This is a genomic window from Paraburkholderia fungorum (assembly GCF_003610895.1).
GTDB classification, from domain to species: domain Bacteria; phylum Pseudomonadota; class Gammaproteobacteria; order Burkholderiales; family Burkholderiaceae; genus Paraburkholderia; species Paraburkholderia fungorum_B.
In genome coordinates this window covers 250102-272976 of record NZ_MCAS01000034.1, presented here as the reverse complement: position 1 = coordinate 272976, position 22875 = coordinate 250102, and the positions used below count along the sequence as shown (strand labels likewise).

Genomic DNA, 22875 nt, shown 5'->3' with positions numbered 1-22875 from the left:
GCTTCTCCATACGCGCGAGCGCAATAACAGCAGCAACAGCAGTAGCACAGGGAAAACTTCATGAAACTGGCCACTACCGACGAAATCGTCGCCGAGCTGAAAGCCGGCCGCATGATCATTCTGGTCGACGAGGAAGATCGCGAGAACGAGGGCGATCTGCTGATTGCCGCCGACCACGTCACGCCCGAAGCGATCAACTTCATGGCGCGCTTTGGCCGCGGCCTCGTTTGCCTGACGCTGAGCGCCGCACATTGCGCACGCCTGAAGCTGCCGCCGATGGCGGAGCAGAACGGCACGCAGTACGGCACCGCGTTCACGGTCAGCATCGAGGCGGCGCAAGGCGTCACCACCGGTATTTCCGCGGCCGATCGCGCGCATACGATACGCACTGCGATTCATGCCGATGTGCGCGCCGAACATCTCGTGCAACCGGGTCATGTGTTCCCGATCGCAGCGCGTGAAGGCGGCGTGCTGGTGCGTGCCGGACATACCGAGGCGGGTTGCGACCTCACCGCATTGGCAGGGTTGACGCCTGCCGCGGTGATCTGCGAAATCATGAACGACGACGGCACCATGTCGCGTCTGCCGCAACTGATCGAATTCGCCGAACACCATGGCCTGAAGATCGGCACGATTGCCGATCTGATCCACTATCGCAGCACGCACGAGTCGCTCGTCGAACGTGTCGGCGAGAGACCCTTGCACACGCCGTGGGGACCGTTTCGCGCCATTCAGTATCGCGACACTGTGCGCCAATCCACGCATCTGGCCCTGGTGCGCGGCAATCCGATGCCCCATGTGCCCGTGCTCACGCGCGTGCACGAATGCTTTTCGCTACTCGATCTGCTCGATGCGGAACCTTCCGCGCATTCATGGCCGTTACACGCGGCGCTGCAGAAAATCGACGCGGCCGGATGCGGCGTGGCGGTTCTGCTCGATTGCGACATGCGAACCGATGCGATGACCGGCAGCAACGGCGTACAGGCGCGTAGGGACGGCCGGCTCTCAGGTATTGGCTCGCAGATTTTGCGCGATCTCGGCGTGCGTCGACTGAATGTGTTGTCGAGTCCGTTCAGGTTGCCGGCGCTGTCGGGCCATGAACTTGAAATCATGGCGTTCATTCCGCTTGGCGAAACGGATCTGGATAATCCTCACGCGTTCGAACGCACGGCTGTGGCGCCGCCGGCTGGCGCGCCGCTGGGGTCCACCGCGGCAATGCGGGCAAGCGCTCGACAGCAGTCATACGAACTCGAAACTTCTTCATGGTGAATGCCCGATGACTCAAGCCAATCAGCCTTATGTCGCTCTCGTCACTGGCGCCTCGCGCGGTGCCGGCAAGGGTATCGCGCTCGCCCTCGCCGCGAGCGGCGCAACGGTCTACGTGACCGGACGCACCCAACGGGAAGGCGACGCGCCCTTGCCCGGCACCGTGCACGCAACGGCGATAGAAATCGATAAGCTCGGCGGCAAGGGCATCGCGCTGACCTGCGATCACGCCGACGACCAGCAGGTGGCCGAAGTATTCGACTACATCCAGCACAACAGCGGGCGCCTCGACATCCTCGTCAACAATGCCACGACGCTGCACGATGAACTGATTCGCCCGGCACCGTTCTGGGCAAAACCTCTGGAACTCGTGGATATTCTCGATGTCGGCCTGCGCTCCGCGTATGTTGCGAGCTGGCATGCCGCACGTATGATGGCCGCGCAGGGCGATGGTCTGATCGCGTTCACGTCCTCGTTCGGCGCGAGCTGCTACATGCACGGCGCGGCGTACGGCGCGCAGAAAGCAGGCGTCGACAAATTCGCCAAGGACATGGCTGTCGATCTGAAACCGCATGGCGTCGCAGCGGTTTCCATCTGGATGGGCATGCTGCAAACCGAGCGCACTGCGCGTGTGATCGCTGAGCATCCCGAACAATATGCGGGTTTTAGCGAACTCGCGGAAACACCGCAGTTCACCGGGCGGCTGATCGATGCGTTGTATCGCGACCCGCAACGTCAGCGGAAATCCGGTCTGGTGCTGGTCGGCGCGGAGCTTGCGCGCGAGTATGGCATCACCGAACTTGACGGGCGCCAGCCGCCCTCGCATCGGGAAGCGCTGGGTGGGCCGGTACAGGCACATCCGGCGATCGTGGCCTGATCATCGCGGCACACGGTACGCGGCGCAGGTGCGGGCTGCGCCGCGGATGTGCGGCGGCGCGGCTCTGAATACCCTGCCGCTCTGCTGTCCCGCCGTTCCGCACCGCTTCGTACCCTGCGCGTGTGGCACAGGTAGCACGGGCGACTAGAAGCCGCTCACCACCATCGCGTACACCAGAGCCGCACCACCCACCGCGCCGAGGAACGTGAAGCACTGTTCGTCCGCGCCCGAGCGGCGCGACCAGATTCGTCCTGCCAGCGCAGCCAACCCCGTGATACCCAGAAACAACGATAGCGACGAGCCGGCCGTACACACCATGCCGGGAAACTCGTCGCTCCAGGCGCACGCATAGAGCTGCCGCACGGATACGCCAACCACGCCGATCGCCACCAGCAAACCGGCAACCAGTCCGTCCCGCTGAACTCTGGATTTCATCTGCATCCCTCCCCCTTCACGTCCTTGCTCATCCCGCTCGTCCCCGTCCCTATGCGTGGCTCAACCGCCTGCCACGTGGCTGTGCGCCTCGATACGGCGGACCAGAAAAGCTGGTCGCGCCGCTCCCGGTTCATACCGTCATTGACGGCGATTGGCGGAGTACGGGCATCGTCCGGATGGACTAAGGGGATTGCCTGAGCGTGCGCAGAAGCACGGCCGAGGTGCCGACGGCGGCCTCGTGAGCGGAAATGCGGGGATGTTGCGAAGAAAACGGCGGGGACGTTGCGAGGAGACGATCGAGGCGGGGAACAGCAAACGTGACGGCAAGCGCCATCACGTTTGCACAGTAATACCGGCAGCGCTACCAGCGCCCCAGTCAGGCCGTTTGCGGCTTACCCACCCACCACGTCCCAATCACCTCTTCGATTGCGCGAGCGGCAGACAGCAACGCCGCTTCGCCGCGCGGTTTGCCAACAATCTGAATGCCGACCGGCAAGCCACTTGCACTCATCCCACACGGAATCGCGATGACCGGCATGCCGGTGAGCGTCACCGCATAGGCGATCGCGAGCCAGTCGATATATGTCTCGAAGTGCCGCCCGGCTGCCTCGCGGACATCGCGTGCTTCCACCGGGAACGGCAGCACGATGGAAGCCGGACAGATCAGCACGTCATAGCGCTGCAACAGCGCATTCATCTTGTGAAACAACGCGCCGCGCGTGCGCTGCGCGGCAAGCATCGCAGGGTTATCCACCTGCAGGCCGAACTCGATGTTCCAGATCACGTCCGGGTTCAGCACGTCGCGATGTTGCGCCAGCACTTCTTCGTAGTTCGCCGCGTACGAAATACCACGCAGCGTATGGAACGCCTGGGTTGCCGCGCTCAAATCGATATCGCTTTCATCCACGCCAACACCGGAAGCGCTCAGGCGGTCCATCGTTTTGCGGCAGATCGCGAGGATTTCGGGTTCGACGGCCGCGATACCCAGCCCTTCGCTGAACGCCACGCGCGCGGGCCGCTGCGGCTTGCGTGCATGGTCCAGAAACGAGGTCACCGGTTCGCTCAACGACAAAGGCGCGCAATCGAGGTCGCCGCACATCGCGTCGAGCAACAGCGCGGCATCCGTTACGTTGCGCGCCATCGGCCCATGAATGCCCAAGGTGTTGTACGGATCGGCGGCCGGCCCGTACGACACGCGCCCGGGCGTGGGACGCATGCCCACCACGCCGCAAAACGCCGAAGGCGTACGCAACGAGCCCGCCAGATCGGAACCTTGCGCGACCCACGCGGTGCCCGACGCCAACGCCGCAGCCGCGCCGCCCGAGGAACCGCCAGCCGAGCGCGACAGGTCCCACGGATTGCGGGTCACGCCGAACACGCTGTTGTACGTATGGCCACCCGAGCCGAACTCCGGCGTATTCGATTTTGCATAGACCACGCCACCGCGTGCCTCAAGCAGCGTCACGCCGGCATCGGATGTGTCCGGAATACGATCGCGATAGACGAGCGAGCCGCGCGTGGTGCGCACGCCGGCAACGTCGGTCAAATCCTTGATCGGCACCGGCAGCCCGCATAGCAAACCGCGCTCGCCGACCGGCTTCTTCAGCAATGCATCGGCATGGGCATGCGCGCGTTCGAAACACAGCGTGGGCAACGCGTTGACCTGCGGTTCGACGCGCGCCACCTGGGCGGCCAACGTGTCGAGCAGATCGTGCGGACTGACGGCCTCCTCGCGCAGCAGATCGACAATTTCGCACGCGCTTCGCTCAATGAGACTCAAATCGACGGACATAGTGGCTATCGGCTCCGTAGTGGGGTGCCCGTCAGTTTCGCATGCCGGCTGCGTTTTGCGTCGTCAGAACGCTCAGCTCTTCAAGCGATACCCGGTCTTGAAGATCCAGGCGACGATTGCGAGAAACACCGCCAGGAACAACGCGGTCATGCCGAGGCTGACCTCGACATCCACATCGGCGAGGCCATAGAAGCTCCAGCGAAATCCGCTGACCAGATAGACGATCGGATTGAAGAGCGTCACGACTTTCCAGAACGGCGGCAGCATATTGACCGCATAGAAACTTCCGCCAAGGAACGTGAGCGGCGTGATGATCAAGAGCGGCACGAGCTGCAATTTCTCGAAGCTATCCGCCCAGATGCCGATAATGAAACCGAGCAGACTGAACGTCACTGCGGTAAGCACCAGGAACAGAATCATCCAGAACGGATGCTGCACCTGCAGCGGCACAAAGAGGCCCGCGGTCGCCAGAATGATCAGCCCGAGCAGAATCGATTTGGTGGCCGCCGCGCCCACATAGCTCACCACAATCTCCAGATACGACACCGGCGCCGACAGCAACTCGTAGATCGTGCCGGTAAAGCGCGGAAAATAAATGCCGAACGACGCATTCGAAATGCTCTGCGACAGCAGCGACAACATGATCAGACCCGGCACGATGAAGGCGCCGTAACTGATGCCATCCACTTCCTTGATGCGCGAACCGATAGCCGCGCCGAATACGACGAAGTAAAGCGACGTTGAAATCACCGGCGCGATAATGCTCTGCATCAACGTGCGCCAGGTGCGCGCCATCTCGAACTTGTAGATCGCGCGAATTGCGTAAATATTCATTGGTTACCTCGGAGCAGACTGACGAAGATGTCTTCGAGCGAGCTTTGCGTCGTATGCAGATCCTTGAAACGGATGCCGGCGTCGTCGAGCGCCTTGAGCAACGCGATGATGTCGGTGCGCCCGCCGTCGCCCTCATACGTATAGATCAACTCGTTGCCGCCCTTGCCGACATCCAGCCCATATCCGGCCAGCGCCGCGGGCACCTCGGCGAGCGGACTGTCCAGTTGCAGCGTCAACTGCTTCTTGCCGAGCTTGCGCATCAGCTCCGTCTTCTCTTCTACCAGCATGATCTCGCCCGCGTTGATCACGCCAATGCGATCGGCCATTTCCTCGGCTTCGTCGATGTAGTGTGTGGTGAGAATGATCGTCACGCCGCTCGCGGTCAGCGAGCGCACCAGCTTCCACATATCGCGGCGCAACTCGACGTCGACCCCCGCGGTGGGTTCGTCGAGAAACAGCACGCGCGGTTCGTGCGAGAGCGCCTTCGCAATCAGCACGCGGCGCTTCATGCCGCCCGACAGCGTAATGATCTTGTTATTGCGTTTTTCCCACAGCGACAGGTCACGCAATACCTTTTCGATGTAAGCGGGGTTTTTCGGCTTGCCGAATAGCCCCCGGCTGAACGAGACGGTCGCCCAGACGGTCTCGAACGAGTCGGTGGTGAGCTCCTGCGGCACGAGACCGATCAGCGAGCGCGCACCGCGGTAGTCCGTCGCGATGTCGCGGCCGTCCACCATCACGCTGCCCTCGCTTGCCTTGACGATGCCGCAGATGATGCTGATGAGGGTGGTTTTGCCCGCGCCATTAGGGCCCAGCAAGGCGAAGATCTCTCCGCGGTTGATCGCCAGATTGATGTTTTTGAGCGCATGAAAACCCGTGGCGTAGGTTTTCGACAGATTCGTGACCGAGACGATTGGCTGCATGGATTCGACGATGGCAGACACCGGTTTTGATTAGTAGGAGGCGGTGCGAATATGCGGCCGCACCCGCAATGTAATTGAAAGTGGGAAAGCCTGCAGCATAACCCCGATATTCCGGAAAAACGGCCATGCGAGGCCCGTCAGGGTTCGGCGCACGCGAAACTGCTGGCAAGATTCACGTTGCCCTTGCCGTTATAGCGGGGAAACAGCGGGTAACGGCACAACGGACGCGAGCGTCCGTTGGTTGCGGCCGCGATATCGGTGGCGGTCAGCGTCTCGGGCGATACGCCACGCGTCACCCAGTTGTCGAGCGCGCCCAGCAGATCCACGGAGGGAATGAACACGCCGCTGCCATGTTGAAAACCCGGCACCATGTAGAGCCGCATGAACCCGTTGACCTGGTCCAAGCCGAAGCGGTCGATCAGCGCCTCGTAATAGGCAATCGTCTGGTTCGGGCTGATGACTTCGTCGGCAAGGCCTTGCAGCGTGATGAGCTTGCCGCCGTGCGCGATGTAGCGTGCGAGATCGGGGTTCATCGCGCCGATCGTCTGTGACAGCGTAACGAGTTGGCCGCGATACTTGCCAGGATGCGACGGGTCGAAGCCGAGCGGATCGAACTGCTCGTTGCGCGTCACGAAATAGCGGATGTAGCCGTCGCCCTGCGCGAACAGGTAGCCATTGGCGAAGAAGGTCGGCACCGGCAAACGCTCAGGCTGATGCGCAAGCCCGAGCAGGCCGGTCAGACGCGTGCCCTGAAAGACGTTGTAGCCAGGATAGCCGGTGACGCCCCACGCGAGCTTGTAGGGCAACGACAGACCATCGCGCATCAGCAGCAAGGTGGCGAGTTGCGCGTCGGTGAGGCATTCGTCATGCACGGGGGTGCGTCCGGCGCAGCGCAACGAGGCAATGATTTCCGCTTCGTGTTGCCGGCAGCCGGCCACGTCGCTGACGATGCCGTCCGCCGCGCCATCGAGCCGGTCGCAAACCGCAACCGTGCGTTCGTACACGTGCTCGAGCAATGGCGGCGGGATGAAACCGCCGGGCGTCGCGTATTCCGCGTGACCCAGCTTCACGCCCATCAAGCGCACGCCGGAAAAATTGAGCGCGGGGGAATTGGCGATCACGCCGTCGTAGTCGTCGGGATAGCGCTGCATCACCGTGTAGCCTTCGCGGCCACCCGTCGAGCCGCCGGCGAAATACATTCGCTGCGGCGGGCGGCCGTAAGCACGCACAATGAGTGCGAGCGCGGCGTCGTGCGTTTTCTTCAGATGCGCGTAGCCGAAATTCGTCACCGCTTCATCCACGAGGCCGAACACCGCGAGCGACGAATTGCCCACATGCCCGGAGTCGTCGCCGAAGGTCGCATAGCCCTGCGCGAGCGGTGCGCGATCCGGCGAGAACGGCATCACGCCCGTGCCGCTCACCACCACGCCGTTATAGCCCCCGCCGCCGATCTGCAGCGCACGGCCGTTCCAGCGGCGCGGCAGATTCAGGTCGAAGCGGATATCCGGTGTGGTGGCGTTGAGCCCCTTGATACGGCCGGTAATGCGGCAATATTCGCCGCCTTGCTGATTGCCAGGCGCGGTGGCCGCCACCATCGCCGCGCTTTCGATCTGCACGCCGGCGGTAGGTAAAGCGATCAGCTCGGGAGGTAACACCGCACCCGCAAGCTCCACGCAGCGCATGGCGAGCAGCGCGTCCTTGCCCACGGCGAATGCCGCCGGTGCGTTCAGCCATAGCAGCGCGCCGGCGACTATCGCCAGCGTGCGCGAAGCTCGCATCAAATTCACATGGCGCACGAGGCGCGCACGCGCCCTCATCCGTAACGCGCGCGGTTGGCAGCCGTGCGCGACTGCTGCCCTTTCCAGTCGTTCCAGCCGCGCGCGATCATCAGCACCGCGCCGATGGCGACCAGATCGCCGCCGAGTCCGATCAGCGTGCCGCGAAAGCCGTGGAACGTATGCCGCGTCGCCGTATCGACGATCAACGACACCAGCGTGCCGGTCACAAAACACACGAGCCCGGTACGGCCGACGGTTACCACGGCCGGCAACCGCTGGGCGAGCCAGGCGATGCTGCCCACGCGCACGAACTGCGCGGCGAGCCAGGCGATAACGATAAAGTTGATCACGCGTTCCATGGAAAGGTTCTGTTTAAGTACGCCAGGCAACGGCTGCGTCAGTATGAAGAGCTTGACGATGGCGAACGCCAGCACCGCGGCCACCGCGGCACGCGTGAACCAGCGCGCCGTGCGGGTGGCGTGAAAGCGTTCGCTGACGGGTTGCACCCGGCAGAGAATACCAAGCACGAACATCAGTTGCCAGGCAAACGGATTAAAAGCCCAGTCGGCCACGTCGTCAATGCTAAATAGCGCGGCCAGCGGCCGGGCGAGCGCCCAGACCGTCATGCTCAGGCCCAGTGCGGCAAGCGGCGAGCGGCGCGCCAACGGCACGGCAAACGGGACGCACAGCGCGAAGATCACGTACATGGGCAGCACGCTCGACAGATACGGCTGGTGCCGCAGCACGGCAATATCGAACGCTTCACGCAGCGGCTGAAGCGCAAACGGTTGCCAGCCGCTCAGGTCGACCATCGGCTGGTTCAGATGCAGGAACGCGAGAACGGCGCCGGACAGCAGCGTCAACACGGCCGTCAACAGATAGGCGCGATAGATCTCCCAGCAGCGCCGGACAAAACGCATCGCCGCAGCGCTCTCGCCACGCCCTGAAAGGACCGCCGTATACGCCGCCGCCGACGCGTAGCCGCCGAGGAAGACGAACACTTCAGCGGAGTCGCATAACGCATAGCTATGCAACATCAGATGCGACAAGGTGCTACCGGGGATGTGATCCAGCACGATGACGATCAACACGACGCCACGGAAAAAATCCACTTCGATCGAGCGTCCGCGACGAATGTCCATTCTGGTTCTCGCAAGATGGCGCGTGTCTGCAATGCGCCGTGAAAAACGGGGAATTGCCGTTGTATTGCCGTTGTTCCTGTTAGGAACTCCATGACAATAAAACGTTCCCGCCGAGTCCGTGCGCGAGCCCGGCGCGCGCTGACAACCGCCCTTTAAATACATAGGACGTGGCAGCAATCTGAAATTCGAATGTCGGTACGCCGTAATACTGAGCCGTCGCATGAAATCGACGGAAAACCTTGCAGCAAGTTTTGCGGCTTTTAATGCGTCCAGCGCGAGCGCAATCGGTAAAGGCCACTGAAAAAAATCACGTATTACGATGCGCGATTTTTTTCGCTTTTTTTCATCGTAGGATGAATTTATGCAATACGGCTGGAAGAAAACCTCATGAACAACAGGATTGCCGGCTTCGACGGATTGCGCGCGATTGCAGTCTTGATGGTCTTTTTTCAGCACCGTCTATTCGGTGAAATCGGTGAGATCGGTCACCTCGGCGTGTGGATCTTTTTCGCGCTGAGCGGCTTTCTGATCACCGGGATTCTGTCCGCGCAACGCGCACGTATCGAAACAAACGAAAGCAGGTTCGGTGCTGAACTGAAGCGCTTCCTGTTGCGCCGCACGCTGCGCATCTTTCCGGTCTACTACCTGATGCTGGTCACGATGTGCGTGCTGATGGCGTTCGGCCTGGCAAGCCCTGAGTTAGTGGGCGGCATGCCGTTTCATTTCGCCTATCTGTCGAACATCTGGATCGGTTCCGTGCTGCATTACTGGCCAGGTCGTTACTCGCATCTCTGGAGTCTCGCGATCGAAGAACAGTTTTATCTGGTGTTCGCGCCATTATTACTGCTGGTTACGGCGCGGCGGCATCGCACGGTGTGTCTCGCGGTCGTCGCGGTTGGGCTGACCTCGCTGCTGGCGATGCGTGCGGCGCAGTGGCAGGACATCACCATCTATACGCATCCGCTGACCAACTTCTGGCTGCTCGCATTGGGTGGAATGGGCGGCCTGATGATCGCCGGGAAAACGAGCCGCTTGCGCATCGTGCTGGGACACGGCCTGACGCTGTTCGTGCTGGGTGTTTGCCTTGCGGGATTTTGCGCGACCGAGCCGATGTGGAGTCAGTTGAACAGCCCGCTTGCCTTCACGATGGTCAGCGCCTTGTACGGCGTCACGATCGCGGCGCTTGTGTGTTCGATTGCGTGCTGCCGCAACGCCGCAGTGATCGGTCTGCTTGAAACCGCGTGGCTGGCGAACTTCGGACGCATCAGCTACGGCTTTTACCTCTACCACAACCTGATTCCGGACCTGACCCGCAACCGCCACGCCACGACGTTTTTTGGCGGCGCCGTACCGACATGGGCGCACGCCGCCGGCATTGCCGCGTCGTTCCTGATTTCGCTGACATTGGCCGTGCTGTCCTGGCGCCTGATCGAAGCGCCGATTCTGCGCCTGAAAACACGGTACGCACAGCCCGGCACGAGGGCTCAGGCTGGTGCGCAGATTGGCCCGCACATAACGCCTGCGCCGGCCTCTTCGTTTGCCGCGCGCAACGAGCACGCATTGAAGGATGAAGACGCCACTTCAGATGCTGTTTGAAGACGGGAACGAAGGCGGGAATGAAGGCAGGAAAGCTTACGATATGCCTTCATGCGACTTGAGTGCAGGCGCGGTATCATGCGGCCTCACCTGGCCGGCTGCTTCGAACCTTGCGCGACACGCGGGCACTGAACAGGCCGAACAATAAAAACAAGCCACTGCCCGCGCATGCTCCGGTCCATCCGGTCAGCGCGGTTGGCTCGCGGACACCAACGATGTTTCATTTCAGTTTCGCCGACGGCGTGCTTGGCGCGAGCCTGCAGACGCTCAGCCTCTACGCGCTGCTTGGCATCATTGCGGCGCTGCTACTCGGCGGCATGGTCAAGGGCGTGGTCAGTATCGGCGTACCGCTGGTGGCGATGCCGATTCTCAGCCAGTTCATGCCGATCAAGGAGGCCGTTCTATTGCTGTCCATGCCGATCATCCTCGGCAATATTCCCCAGGCACTGGAAGGCGGCGAGTTGCTGCCGACGGTCCGGCGCATTGCCGCGCCGTTGATCGGCACGGTGGTGGGCAACCTTGTCGGCGTGAGCGTATTGATCTCGCTCGCGCCACATCGCGCACAGGCTGCCGCAGGCATCTTGCTGATCGTTGCGGCCCTGCTCCTGCTGCTGTCGCCGCGGCTTACGTTGTCGCCGACGTGGGCGAAGCCCGCGGGCTTCGTATTGGGATTCGGCGCAGCAGTCATGGAAAGTATCGCTTCGGTGCCGGGTCCTTTGCTGGCGATGTATCTGATCGCCACGGGTGCCACGGGGAAGGCTTTTACCAAGCAGATCGCGATTATCCTGGTGGTATCGATCATCACGCTGGTGGCGGCGTTCAGTGGCGGCGCGCATGCCAGCTGGAGCGACCTGGTCATTTCGGCGTGTGCCAGCGTGCCGGTGATCGCGGGCATGCTCCTGGTACGGCCGCTTAGGGACCGTTTGCCGCCGGCGGCGTTTCGGGTTCTGGTTCTACTGTTCGTGCTGGCAGCCGCCGCGCAAATGGTCTGGAAATCCGGGGTTTTATAAGGGTTCGGGTTGCGTGCGGCGCTCAATCCAGGCCGTGGAACGCGCATTGCTGGTGATTGCTTACTGCAATCAACCGGAGAGCGCTTTTGGCAACCATTCTGGCAACCAAGGCAAATCCCCCAAACGAGCCGGACCACAAGCCCGATGAAGATCCGGGCAGCCCGCCTACCGAGGTATCCAGGCCGATTGGCGACGCCATCCCCACGCCGGTCGAACCGGGTCTCGATGAGCCATTGCCGGCAAAAGGCGAAACGCCACCACCGGTGAACCAGTCAGACGACGCAGACGACGCGTGATAAATAAATTGCTCAGGCGGCAGCCGGCTCGTGGACGATCTTCAGCGCACTCTTGTGCTCCTTGATCAACCGGTAAACAGTTTCGCCAGGGACGGTTTCCCGTTCGAGCAGTTCATCGGCAATGGCGCGCAGTACGGGTTCGTAAGCGTGCAGCAGTCCATAGCACAACTCGTTCAATTCCTTGAGCAGCACATTGGCGTGTTCGATGGCGCTCTTCATTTGCAGGCCCGCGTACTGCGACGGCAGCGCTGCGAGGCTGAACAGATCGCCGTCGCGATTGAAGCCGAACTTGGACACCATGTCGAGACTGATGCGCGACGCTTCCTGAAGATCCGACGCGGCACCGCTCGACGCTTCGGAGAACGTGAGAATTTCGGCGTTGCGCCCGCCAAGCAGGACCTGGATCTCGTTGCGGATTTCAGTCTCGCGGTACAGGTGCTTGTCCTGCGCCTTCGTGATCAGCGCGACACCCAATGCGCCGCCACGCGGCAAGATCGTGACCTCTTCCAGCACGCCGGTGCCGAGCAGTGCGGCAACGAGACCGTGTCCCGCTTCGTGCACCGCGATACGCGTGCGTTCGTCTTCGCTCAGCGCCCGCTCCGCGCCGCTCACGTCGCCGATGCGCGCAATCTTGATTGCCTCCATGAAATGCTTCGACGCGATTTCCGTCTCGCCGGCTTTGCGTGCGACCAGCCCGGCCTGATTCACCACCATCGCGACGGTAGCAGGAGAAAGACCCGTGGTCAGGCGAGCGAGCTGGTCGTAGTCGATGTCCGCGGCCTTCGACTTCAGCTTCTGCGCGTAGAAGCGGAAAATTTTCGCGCGCTCCTCGCGGTCGGGCAAACGGACCTGGACCGTGCGGTCAAACCGGCCCGGACGGCGCAATGCTTCGTCCAGATTGTCCGGGTGATTCGTCGCCGCGACGATGATGACGCCTTCGTTGGCGGCAAAGCCATCCATTTCCGCCAGCAACTGATTGATGATGCGGTTGCTCTCCGCTTCGACGGGGCCGCCGCCGGTATCCGTGCGTTTGGCGAGACCGTCGGCTTCGTCGATGAAGATCACGGTGGGCGCATTCTTGCGCGCGAGTTCAAACAGATGTTTGACCTTCTGGATGCCGACGCCGTAGTACTTTGCGCTGAAATAGCTGCCCGTGATTGAAATGAAGTTCGCGCCGCATTCACCGGCGAGCGCCTGCGCAAGCCGCGTCTTGCCAACGCCCGGGCCGCCGACCATCAGAACGCCGCACGGCGCGCGCACGCCCATCGACGTGAATTGCTTCGGATCGGACAGATAGCCGCGGATGTCCGCGAGCGCCGCCTTGGCTTCCCCGGCGCCGATCACGTCGTCAAAACGCAGCGTGGGCGTCTTGCCGAGCAACGACGCACCGCCCTTCATCTCGCGGCGCATGAACCACACCATGCCGCCGATCAGCAACAGTGGCAGCAACAGGCCGATCGTGTCGCGCAGCAGGCCGAATATCGACATCCAGCGCGCGGCGCCGGTGCGGATATCGGCGTCCGGCAGCCACACCAGCTGATACGACGCGGCCTGATCGGCTTTGGGTTCGCCGAGCAGCAGTGCATGCGAGAACGTCGCGTTGTGGTCGGTGACGAAGTATTTCGCGCCCTGGCGCGTCGACACCAGAATCGCATTCGGGCTCACGCCGATCGCGGCCACGTTGGCCTCGCGAATATCACGCAGCATTTGCGACGCGTCTTTCTCATCGTGCGTCCACGCCGAAGGGTCGTGACGCATCTGACTCGCAATGCCGGTAAGCACCGGATCGGTTTGCCCGTCGCGCTGCTGGTAAGCCCACACACTCAATGCGAGCAATACGGCGAAAAGTACTGCACCGACCCCAATGGCGATCTTGCGTGCACGTCTTTTCTCAAGCGAATTCTTTCCCGGCTTCATGAGTCACTTCCAAAAACAGGCCAAGACAGGCCCTCGATACTGGTGAAAATCAGGTGGTGGAGGCTGGTGGGAGCAGATCGGCAGATCGGCTGGAGCGGCACCATGCATGCGCGGAAAGAAGGACACCCAACCATTTGCCCCTTTTAGCGGCCCGCGAATCGGCTAGTATGCCGGCCGGCCCTTCGGTCCATGTTGCAGAAAGGGCCTGTTTCTACCGCTGATCCGACGGTTTATATCGCCGAATTAAGGGGAGCGATCGCCCCATTGAAGCGATTCCGGCTGCTCCGGCGCACAGTTTATCAGCGCTATATTCCCTGCGTATTCTGCATACCTGAAAGTAACCGCGCCCTATTTAAAAGCGGTCAGAGTTACAGTAAATCGTGGAATATAGGCGACACTCGTCCAGACAGGGCTGGCGGCGATAAGCGGATTTTGCGCGTCGCGCGGGGGCGAGGCCGGGGTTTAACCGAGCGAGCGCCCGGCGAGGCCGACACTTTAGTGGCAATCCTCGACCGGTCGCTCGGTCAAGTCCGAAGGCGCAACCATCACGCCGCCGAACGCACGATGGGCAAGGCGCCCAACGTTTTCGCAGCTAGGCGGCGAGCCTCTATGTGCCCGTCCGGATCTTGCCGCACTCTCAGGTCCGTCTTTTTTTTGCCGGTACCTTGTGGCACCGGTCAGCTCTCCTGCAACTACCCCCGATCCTCGCAACTCTTCTCTTCGACAGATTCAGACGGCAGTACGCCACCTCGGCCTGTTCTGTTATAAACGGATTCATTACTTAGCCGATGAAAGCGACACGCAGCTAATCATCGGACAATACCGCAGCTTTTTTGATACGCTTTACCATACGTCTCAGTTCTGGACGTTGGCGTGTTAAATACTTCGCTCCGCCGCTTACATCACCGGAACCGCGCCCGTCATTCGCACCACCAATCCATGAACCAGCGCACCCTGCCACCGCATCTGGCCGCTGCCGCCGCAGCCGAATCGCGCTCCGCTATTTCCACGAGCCGTTTCAGCACGCATGGGCTACCAGTCGATGAACAGTTTCTCGCCTGGCGCCGGCGCGTGGGCCACGTGGTCGACGTACCGCCGTCGAAGGAACAGGTCGCGACGGGATTTCGCGGCGAGATCGATCTCTATGCCGTAGGCGGCATGGTATTTACGGATTGCAGCACGCAGGCGCTGCGGCTGGAACGCTCGGTCGCCCGGGTCTCCACGGACACGCGGCGCGACTACGCCTTTCACCTGTTCGTGGAAGGCGAAATCGGCAACGTGATGGGTGTGCGCAAGAAACGCAGCGCGCCGGGCTCGGTGCAGGGCATCGTCGCGTTCGATATGAATCAGCCGTTTCGGGCCGAACGGCCCGAAAGCCGGCTGTTGAACCTGTTCGTACCGGCCGAGATCGTGGACGCGGAGTTGGGTGACGGCGCGGCGATTCACGGCCGGATCGTTCCGCAGGGCCCACCGCTAACCGGCCTCGTGCTGGACCACATGATGGCGATCGCCCGGGAAATCCCCATGCTCGACCCGCTCGCCGCGGCGGATGCCCTCCATACAGGCGCTCAACTGCTGATCGCCGCGTTCCGCAAAGAGGCACGCCTGACAGGTGCGAGCCGGGGCGCGCTCCAGGCCGCCGTGATGGGACAGGTGCGGCGCTACGTCGAGGCCAATCTGCATCAGGGCGATCTCACGCCAACCAGCGTGGTTGAGGCGCTGCAACTGAAACGCGCCACCATCTACCGCTGGTTCGAACACGATGGCGGGCTTGGCGCCTATATCCGCAATCGCCGCTTGCGGGAAGCGGCGGACGAACTAGTCCGTTTCCCACATCTTCAGGTGACGGACATCGCGTACGGACTCGGTTTCCAGAGTGCGTCCGATTTCACCCGTGCATTTCGCCGTGCCTTCGACATGAGCCCGCAAGACATGCGGGCACAAGCGCTGATCCTGCAGCATCGCGGCGTGAGCGAGCTTACGGCAGGGGCTGCGAAGCGCGGGCATCGCACACACGGGGCGTTTCTGCCTCGGGGAATGCCCGCAGTGCGGCAAGCGTGAGCAGGGTCACGGCAATCAGATACCACGCGGGAACCATGGGATCGCCCGTCCGGTTGATCAGCCACGTCACGATGAATGGCGCAAATCCGCCGAACAGAACAACACCGAAGCTATAAATCACCGCCAATCCGGCCGCGCGCTGATGCGCCGGAAACGCTTCCATCATCAGCACGGAACTCGGGCCGGCATTATTGACCGCAAGCGCTACGTACGCCGTGATGATGACGAGCGCGGCGACATCGCCCACACCGTGCGTCAGCGCCCAGAATGCCGGCCATGCGGCCGCCAGCGAGGCCACGAGCGCCAGGTACTGCACTGTCTTGCGGCTCGTCTGGCCGTCGGCCACGCGCGCCACGAGCGGCGTCACCACAAGAATCACGAGGCCGGACAGACAGGCCGTCAACAGGCTGATCGCATCCGGCCGATGCAGCGTGCGAACCAGATAAGCCGGCATATAGAAGACGGTGAGGTAGATGCCCACCGAGGGCGCGGACATCATCAGCAGGCCGCAAATGACGGGACGCGGATGCTCCGCGAGCATGCGCCACGGGCTGAGCCGCGCGCGGTGCAGCGGCGCGGCCACCGCCATCCGGCGACGCAAATACCAGCCGACCGGCCCAATCAACCCGCCCAGAATGAACGGCACACGCCACCCCCAGTCGTGCATCTGGGCGGGCGACAGCAGCGCCGTGGTGCTCACGCCGACCAGCGCGGCGACGAAAGCGGCCGCGCCCTGGCTGGCCCCACGCCAGCTCACCATGAAACAGCGGTGCCGGTAAGCAACCGACTCCATCAGCGAGGCCGACGCCGGCCCTATCTCCCCGCCTGCCGCGAGCCCCTGCATCAGGCGCGCGAGCACCATCAATACCGTCGCCGCGGGACCGATCGACGCGTAGCCCGGCAGGCAAGCGATCAGCCATGTGCCAACGGTCATGAGAGTCAGCGACAGTGTGAGGCCGGCTTTGCGGCCACGGGTATCGGCAACATGGCCGATCACGATCGCGCCGAGCGGGCGCATGACGAAGCCCGCGCCGAAGGTAGCGAGCGAAAGCAGCAAGGACGACGCGGGACTAGTCGAAGGGAAAAAAAGATTACCAATTATGACAGCGGAAAAACTGTAGACGGTGAAGTCGTACGCGACGAAGCCGTTGCCGATAACGATGGCCGTGACGATACGCCTGAGTTCGGCGCGGGACGGTTCGGCCCCTGTGCGGGCAGCAGTTTGCATGGATTGCGCTCGACGAGCAGAGCGTCGAGAAATTCGGGAAATTGTTGGAATGTCAATGCAGCCCGTTTTTTAACGGCGCAAAGAGACGCAACTTTACACCGCTTCCCCGCTTGTTCGCTCGCACGTGACCAATAGACGGCGTAATTGCCAGACGCGCGCAGCGCATCGGAGCACGCTGCTACACTTGCACACCGCCAACTTCCCAAAGAATCCCGCGCCGGCCGGCATCGTGTGCAATCGCAATCTGCTCGACGTGCGGCACATTCTTCGGCAGACACACTCCGCCCCCATGCTTCGATTCGAGAACCTCAGCAAACGCTATAGCGAACGCATCATCTTTCAAGGCCTGCATTACGACACTGCAGCAGGATGCGTGGCGCTCAACGATGAATCCGGCAGCGGCAAATCCACGCTGCTCAGCATTCTCGCCGGGACGATCGAAGCCGACACTGGCGAAGTGTGGCTCGGCGGCCACTCGCTGCGCAGCGCATCGCATAATGCGAAATCCGTGCTGACGTATGTGCCGGAAGACTGCATGGCGTATCCGGACCAAACGGGTCGCGAGTATCTGAATCGCCTGGCTTCGCAGAGGAACACGGTGCTCGACAGTCAGGCTCTCGATCTCGCCAGCCGCTTCGGGCTCGATCAGCATCTCGACAAGCGCTTCGAACAGATGTCGTTTGGCACGCGCAAGAAGATCTTCCTTACCGGGGCCACGCTCGGTGAAACGAAAGTCGTGATCGCGGATGAACCGGCCGGCGGACTCGACGCCTCGGCGCGCGCGGTTCTCGTCGATCTGTTTAAAACGCTGGCTGAAACCCGTACGGTCTTTTTCTCGAGCTACGACGCCGCGTTCGTGCAGGCATGCGAGGCGAAAACCATCGGCTTTGCGGACCTGGGTGCTGTTGCCGATGAACGTGGGTGATTCAATGAACCATCGTGACGGGCGTGGGGGTTCGCCTCGACAGAGACGCGAACATGGCCAGCCGTCTGAAGAAGCCCATGTGGCTCGCGTCGATCACCATGACGTCGGGTTGGGTGGAGGCCGCGTAGTCGGCGATGGCTTTCGTGCGGTGGCCGAATACCCGTTTCCAGTGATACGGCACGCCCGCTTCTTCGAGAATCGTGCGCGCGTCGATCAACGCTTTCAACATGGCCTGTTTTTCCATCCGCACCAGTGAGCTTCGGGTGTGGAAGGCTGCCGCGCGCCCCTGATCGACTGGCTCGAGTACTTCCAGCAATTCGACTTCGGTTACGCCTCGCTCCAGAAACATGAACGCCGCGTAGCGAGCGGCTTCTATCGCGCCGCCATGGTCGAGAACAGGGATCAGCATTCGTATCATCGAGAACTCCAGCGGGTACTTTGTACTTCTAGCTTAGCCAATGCGGCGTTAACTTCGTATAAAAATCCTCACGCCAAAGCGCGCCGCAGTGGAATGTGTCCGCGTGCAGGCACATTCCACTGCGGCGCACCGTGTCCTCACGATGCCTGTATCGCGGCGGGATTCAGTTCGATGTGCAAAATCACCAACCACCGTTTCGGACAATCCTCGGCAATCTGCAACTCCTGCTTGCGTTCGCCGACCGTCTTCACAAAACCCTTCTCACGCGCGAAACCGAACGCGCGCCGCGCATCGGATTGCAACCATAGCGTGAGCAGCCCACATGTCACGCAACTAAACAGCCAGATCGTTTCATGAGGCAACGTGGCGTCGAACTGCTGCGCGACGTACGTGAAAATAGTCGTGAGAACCTGATTGGTTACGAAGGCGATGGCGACAACCTTGCACATCCCTCTGAATATCATGGCGGGTCTTGAGGGCGTCATGGACTCTCACACTCCGAGCATGCGGCGCGCTTCGGCTTCAGCGAGAGCCAGTGCCGCGCCTGAATCACGCATCGGCCGGCCGCAGCCGCGCCCGGTAACCTGCTGAATCTGCTTGTCTTGCCGCGTGGTCGTCACGCGCAGTGCGCCTTTGAACATGTGGCCCGGCGCGGGAAACACGCACGCCTCGACAGTCACGTTACCCTTGGTTTGTTTGAATGCCATACACCCTCCAGCCTGAACGCAGATTTTTTCTTACGGCGGAACGCCAGATTCAAACTATACGGACGACGCCATAAAGGCCGGGAAACGATTGCCGCCGGCGATATAAAAATCCCGTGAAATTCACCGCACGCCGACCAGCCGGTAGCCCACGCCGGCCTCGGTGACGATGTGTTCAGGATGCGCCGGATCGCGTTCGAGCTTGTGGCGCAGATGCGCCATGTAGATTCGCAGGTAGTGGTGATTGTCGATTTGCGAAGGCCCCCAGACCTCGCCGAGCAGTTGCTCATGCGTCAGGACGCGCCCAGCATGGCGCACCAGCGCGCAGAGCAGGCGATATTCGGTGGGACTGAGGTGGACAGTGCGGCTGCCGCGCACGACCTTGCGCTCACTGAGATCGATCGTGACGAGGCCGAACTGAATCTGCGGCACGCCCACCCTGCTGCCGTTGGCCTGTCTGCGCAAATGCGCGCGAATCCGGGCGCTGAGTTCGGGCAAACCGAATGGCTTGGTGAGGTAATCGTCCGCGCCCGCATCGAGCGCGGCCACCTTGTCTTCTTCGCGGCTGCGCGCCGACAGGACGATCACCGGCATCGCGGACCAGCCGCGCAGCGCGCGGATCACCTCGATGCCGTCCATGTCCGGCAAACTCAGATCGACGATGGCGAGATCCGCCAGCCGCGTCGCAGCCTGCGCGAGGCCCTCTGCACCGGTCTGCGCTTCGAAGACACTCATGCCGTCCGTTTCGAGGCTGGTGCGAACGAAGCGGCGGATGGCTTTGTCAGCGTCGATCACAACGACTGTTACGGTGGGATCGCTCATGAATGTGCCACGTCGACAGCACACCGTTGAGGTTGCGGCCAACGTCCGGGCGGGGTCTCCATAGATTAGTGAACGTCAATAACGAACAGCCACCAGCAACGGGTCAATGCATCGGCTTGAGATCGTCCAGAGCCAGGTTGAGCTTCAGCACGTTCACGCGTGCCTCGCCGAAAAGGCCGAATTGCCGCCCCAAGGTATTACGCGCAACCAGATCGTTCACCTGATCGAGCGGCAGGCCGCGAGCCTTCGCCACGCGCGCCGCCTGGTAGGCCGCCGCCGCGGGACTGATCTCCGGATCGAGCCCGCTGCCCGACGAGGTCACCAGATCCACCGGCACCGGTTGCGACATGTCGTTACCCGCTGCCTTCAATGCATCGAGACGGCCTTTGATTTCGTCGGCGAGCGCGGGGTTGGTCGGCCCGAGATTGGAACCACCCGAGTTCTGCGCGTTGTAGGGCTGCGGCGTCGTGGCCGACAGGCGTCCCCAGAAATAGTACGGCGCGTCGAACTGCTGGCCGATCAGCGCGGAGCCGACCACCTTGCCGTTCTTCTCGAGCAGGCTGCCGTTCGCCTGGCGCTCGAAGGCCGTATGACCGATTGCGGTCACAACGAGCGGATAGATCACCCCGGTGATCACGGTCAACAGGATGAACAGGACAATGAGCGGACGAAGCAGCGTTTTCATGATGTTCACTCTATTGGGTTAAACCCAGCCGAACACGTTCAGGACCATATCGATCAGCTTGATGAACGGGAACGGCAGCAATATTCCGCCCAGCCCGTAGATCAACAGATTGCGGCGCAACAGCGAGGCCGCGCCCAGCGGGCGGTACCTCACCCCCTTGAGCGCTAGCGGGATCAGCGCAACGATAATCAGCGCATTGAAAATCACCGCCGACAGAATGGCCGACGACGGCGAACTCAGATGCATCACGTCGAGCACACGCAGTTGCGGGTAAGTCGTCGCGAACGCAGCCGGAATGATCGCGAAGTATTTGGCGACGTCGTTGGCGATCGAGAACGTGGTGAGCGAGCCGCGCGTCATCAGCATCTGCTTGCCGATCTCGACGATCTCGATCAGCTTGGTCGGATTCGAATCGAGGTCGACCATGTTGCCGGCTTCCTTCGCCGCCTGCGTGCCCGTGTTCATCGCCACCGCGACGTCGGCCTGGGCGAGCGCCGGGGCGTCGTTGGTGCCGTCGCCGGTCATCGCCACGAGCCGCCCTTCGGACTGATGCGTGCGGATCGTGGCGAGCTTGGCCTCAGGCGTTGCTTCGGCGAGGAAATCGTCGACGCCCGCTTCGGCTGCTATCGCAGCGGCCGTCAGGCGGTTGTCGCCCGTCACCATGATGGTCTTGATGCCCATCTTGCGCAGTTCTGCGAAGCGTTCCTTGATGCCGCCCTTGACGATGTCCTTCAACTCGATCACGCCCAGGCAGCGCGCGGCACCCTCACCGCGGTCATGTTGCGCGACCACCAGCGGGGTGCTGCCGCGCCGCGCGATTTCCGACACTGCGGCTGTGAGCTCCGCGGGGAACCGGCCGCCGCGTGCCTCCACATAGTGTTTGATCGCATCGGATGCGCCCTTGCGAATCTCGCGCTCAGGGAGATCGACGCCGCTCATGCGCGACTGCGCGCTAAAGGCGAGGAAGGTCGCCTGCAACGCGTGCATGTCGCGTTCGCGAATATTGAAGCGCTGCTTGGCCAGCACGACGATGCTGCGCCCTTCCGGTGTTTCGTCTGCGAGCGAGGACAGTTGCGCCGCGTCGGCGAGCTGTTCCTCCGTGACGCCCGGCGCCGGCGTGAACGCCGAAGCCTGGCGATTGCCGAGCGTGATCGTGCCGGTCTTGTCGAGCAACAGAACGTCGACGTCACCGGCCGCTTCCACGGCGCGGCCCGAGGTGGCGATCACGTTCGCCTGCATCATGCGGCTCATACCGGCCACACCGATCGCCGACAGCAGCCCGCCGATGGTGGTCGGAATCAGGCATACCAGCAGCGCGACCAGCGCGGTAATCGTGACCACGTGCCCTGCTTTCGCGGCTTCGACCGAGAACATCGAGAACGGCAGCAGTGTCGCGGTCGCGAACAGCAGCACGAGCGTCAGCGCGACCAGCAGGATCGTCAGCGCAATCTCATTCGGTGTCTTCTGACGCTTCGCGCCTTCCACCATCGCGATCATGCGGTCGAGAAAGGCCTCGCCCGGATTCACGGTGACGCGCACGACGATCCAGTCCGACAGCACGCGCGTGCCACCCGTCACCGACGAAAAATCGCCGCCCGATTCGCGGATCACCGGGGCGGATTCGCCCGTGATGGCCGATTCGTCGACCGAGGCGACACCTTCGACGACCTCGCCGTCAGCCGGAATCACATCGCCGGTTTCGACCAGCACGACGTCGCCTTTACGCAGCTCGGTCGCGGTCGTGATGCGGATCGGCGACTTGGGATGCGCCTCCTGCAGTTTCTTCGCCATCACGTTGTGCTTCGCGCCGCGCAGCGAAGCCGCCTGCGCCTTCGAACGGCCTTCGGCGAGCGCCTCCGCGAAGTTCGCGAACAGCACGGTAAACCACAGCCAGAGCGCGATAGCGAGAATAAAACCGGCGGGCGCCTCGGCCTGACCGCCGAGCGCGGCGATCCACAGAATGGTGGTCAGAATGCTGCCGACGTACACGCAGAACATCACCGGGTTACGCAACTGGTGGCGTGGCGCGAGCTTCCTGAACGAATCGACGAGCGCCGGCCGGGCAATCGCCGGGTCGAACATCGAGCGCGCGGCGTTGCGTGCCTGGCCGATGTTGCCCGGCTGATGAACCGGCGGTTGGAGTCCGTTAGTCATACTATCCTCTCA

The 22875-nt window shown here is 62.2% G+C and carries 21 protein-coding genes; 7 read left to right on the top strand and 14 right to left on the bottom strand.

Going from position 1 to position 22875, the window contains the following annotated elements; translation table 11 throughout:
• The first annotated feature begins 60 nt into the window (after positions 1-60).
• A complete protein-coding gene (ribBA, locus tag BCY88_RS27855; RefSeq protein WP_120347371.1) occupies positions 61-1269 on the top strand; it encodes a bifunctional 3,4-dihydroxy-2-butanone-4-phosphate synthase/GTP cyclohydrolase II in 1209 nt (402 codons plus the stop codon).
• 7 nt (positions 1270-1276) lie between these two features.
• The gene (locus BCY88_RS27850) at positions 1277-2143 is read left to right on the top strand and encodes an SDR family NAD(P)-dependent oxidoreductase (protein WP_120347370.1); all 867 of its coding nucleotides are present in this window, start codon (positions 1277-1279) and stop codon (positions 2141-2143) included.
• A gap of 144 nt (positions 2144-2287) precedes the next feature.
• Here BCY88_RS27850 and BCY88_RS27845 read toward each other — a convergent pair whose 3' ends face one another.
• The 6 genes from BCY88_RS27845 to BCY88_RS27820 all read right to left on the bottom strand — a co-directional run bounded on the left by BCY88_RS27845 (position 2288) and on the right by BCY88_RS27820 (position 9047).
• Positions 2288-2578 (bottom strand): hypothetical protein, encoded by a 291-nt coding sequence (locus BCY88_RS27845; RefSeq protein ID WP_147408562.1) that lies wholly within the window; start codon positions 2576-2578, stop codon positions 2288-2290.
• 376 nt (positions 2579-2954) lie between these two features.
• The gene (locus BCY88_RS27840; RefSeq protein ID WP_120347368.1) at positions 2955-4370 is read right to left on the bottom strand and encodes an amidase; all 1416 of its coding nucleotides are present in this window, start codon (positions 4368-4370) and stop codon (positions 2955-2957) included.
• 72 nt (positions 4371-4442) lie between these two features.
• A complete protein-coding gene (locus BCY88_RS27835; RefSeq protein ID WP_120347367.1) occupies positions 4443-5204 on the bottom strand; it encodes an ABC transporter permease in 762 nt (253 codons plus the stop codon).
• On the bottom strand, positions 5201-6127 hold the full coding sequence (locus tag BCY88_RS27830) for an ABC transporter ATP-binding protein (RefSeq protein WP_120347366.1): 927 nt from the start codon (positions 6125-6127) through the stop codon (positions 5201-5203). The genes BCY88_RS27835 and BCY88_RS27830 overlap by 4 nt, the downstream gene beginning before the upstream one ends.
• A 137-nt stretch (positions 6128-6264) precedes the next feature.
• Complete coding sequence (locus tag BCY88_RS27825; RefSeq protein ID WP_120347365.1) at positions 6265-7944, bottom strand: tannase/feruloyl esterase family alpha/beta hydrolase; 1680 nt, start codon at positions 7942-7944, stop codon at positions 6265-6267.
• Positions 7941-9047: an OpgC domain-containing protein gene (locus BCY88_RS27820; protein ID WP_120347364.1), complete on the bottom strand. Its 1107-nt coding sequence runs from the start codon at positions 9045-9047 to the stop codon at positions 7941-7943. Before BCY88_RS27820 ends, BCY88_RS27825 begins: the two co-directional genes overlap by 4 nt.
• Positions 9048-9434: 387 nt before the next feature.
• Between BCY88_RS27820 and BCY88_RS27815 the strand changes: the two genes are divergently transcribed.
• From BCY88_RS27815 to BCY88_RS27805, 3 genes are all read left to right on the top strand, one after another.
• Positions 9435-10643 (top strand): acyltransferase family protein, encoded by a 1209-nt coding sequence (locus tag BCY88_RS27815; RefSeq protein WP_120347363.1) that lies wholly within the window; start codon positions 9435-9437, stop codon positions 10641-10643.
• A 215-nt stretch (positions 10644-10858) separates the two neighbouring features.
• Positions 10859-11653: a sulfite exporter TauE/SafE family protein gene (locus BCY88_RS27810; RefSeq protein WP_120347466.1), complete on the top strand. Its 795-nt coding sequence runs from the start codon at positions 10859-10861 to the stop codon at positions 11651-11653.
• Positions 11654-11751: 98 nt separating this feature from the next.
• Positions 11752-11949: a hypothetical protein gene (locus BCY88_RS27805; protein ID WP_120347465.1), complete on the top strand. Its 198-nt coding sequence runs from the start codon at positions 11752-11754 to the stop codon at positions 11947-11949.
• A 12-nt stretch (positions 11950-11961) separates the two neighbouring features.
• On the opposite strand, the gene BCY88_RS27800 is transcribed toward BCY88_RS27805, so the two are convergent.
• Positions 11962-13866, bottom strand: a complete 1905-nt coding sequence (locus BCY88_RS27800; protein ID WP_120347362.1) for an AAA family ATPase — start codon at positions 13864-13866, stop codon at positions 11962-11964.
• Between the two features lie 939 nt (positions 13867-14805).
• Between BCY88_RS27800 and BCY88_RS27795 the strand changes: the two genes are divergently transcribed.
• On the top strand, positions 14806-15927 hold the full coding sequence (locus BCY88_RS27795; protein WP_120347361.1) for an AraC family transcriptional regulator: 1122 nt from the start codon (positions 14806-14808) through the stop codon (positions 15925-15927).
• Here BCY88_RS27795 and BCY88_RS27790 read toward each other — a convergent pair.
• Complete coding sequence (locus BCY88_RS27790) at positions 15845-17155, bottom strand: MFS transporter (protein WP_120347360.1); 1311 nt, start codon at positions 17153-17155, stop codon at positions 15845-15847. The genes BCY88_RS27795 and BCY88_RS27790 overlap by 83 nt on opposite strands.
• A 289-nt stretch (positions 17156-17444) precedes the next feature.
• Between BCY88_RS27790 and BCY88_RS27785 the strand changes: the two genes are divergently transcribed.
• Positions 17445-18080 carry an ABC transporter ATP-binding protein gene (locus BCY88_RS27785; RefSeq protein ID WP_120347464.1) on the top strand — a complete coding sequence of 212 codons (636 nt, stop codon included), beginning with the start codon at positions 17445-17447 and terminating at the stop codon, positions 18078-18080.
• Position 18081: 1 nt separating this feature from the next.
• On the opposite strand, the gene BCY88_RS27780 is transcribed toward BCY88_RS27785, so the two are convergent.
• The 6 genes from BCY88_RS27780 to kdpB all read right to left on the bottom strand — a co-directional run bounded on the left by BCY88_RS27780 (position 18082) and on the right by kdpB (position 22863).
• Positions 18082-18498 (bottom strand): universal stress protein, encoded by a 417-nt coding sequence (locus tag BCY88_RS27780; RefSeq protein WP_120347359.1) that lies wholly within the window; start codon positions 18496-18498, stop codon positions 18082-18084.
• 137 nt (positions 18499-18635) lie between these two features.
• Positions 18636-18962, bottom strand: coding sequence for a hypothetical protein (locus BCY88_RS27775; protein ID WP_259461535.1), 327 nt, complete (start codon positions 18960-18962; stop codon positions 18636-18638).
• Positions 18963-18989: 27 nt separating this feature from the next.
• The gene (locus BCY88_RS27770; RefSeq protein ID WP_120347357.1) at positions 18990-19205 is read right to left on the bottom strand and encodes a hypothetical protein; all 216 of its coding nucleotides are present in this window, start codon (positions 19203-19205) and stop codon (positions 18990-18992) included.
• A gap of 120 nt (positions 19206-19325) precedes the next feature.
• The gene (locus BCY88_RS27765; RefSeq protein WP_120347356.1) at positions 19326-20024 is read right to left on the bottom strand and encodes a response regulator; all 699 of its coding nucleotides are present in this window, start codon (positions 20022-20024) and stop codon (positions 19326-19328) included.
• 103 nt (positions 20025-20127) lie between these two features.
• Positions 20128-20709, bottom strand: coding sequence for a potassium-transporting ATPase subunit KdpC (gene kdpC / locus BCY88_RS27760; protein WP_120347463.1), 582 nt, complete (start codon positions 20707-20709; stop codon positions 20128-20130).
• Positions 20710-20727: 18 nt separating this feature from the next.
• Positions 20728-22863 (bottom strand): potassium-transporting ATPase subunit KdpB, encoded by a 2136-nt coding sequence (kdpB, locus tag BCY88_RS27755; protein ID WP_120347355.1) that lies wholly within the window; start codon positions 22861-22863, stop codon positions 20728-20730.
• Positions 22864-22875 lie beyond the last annotated feature (12 nt).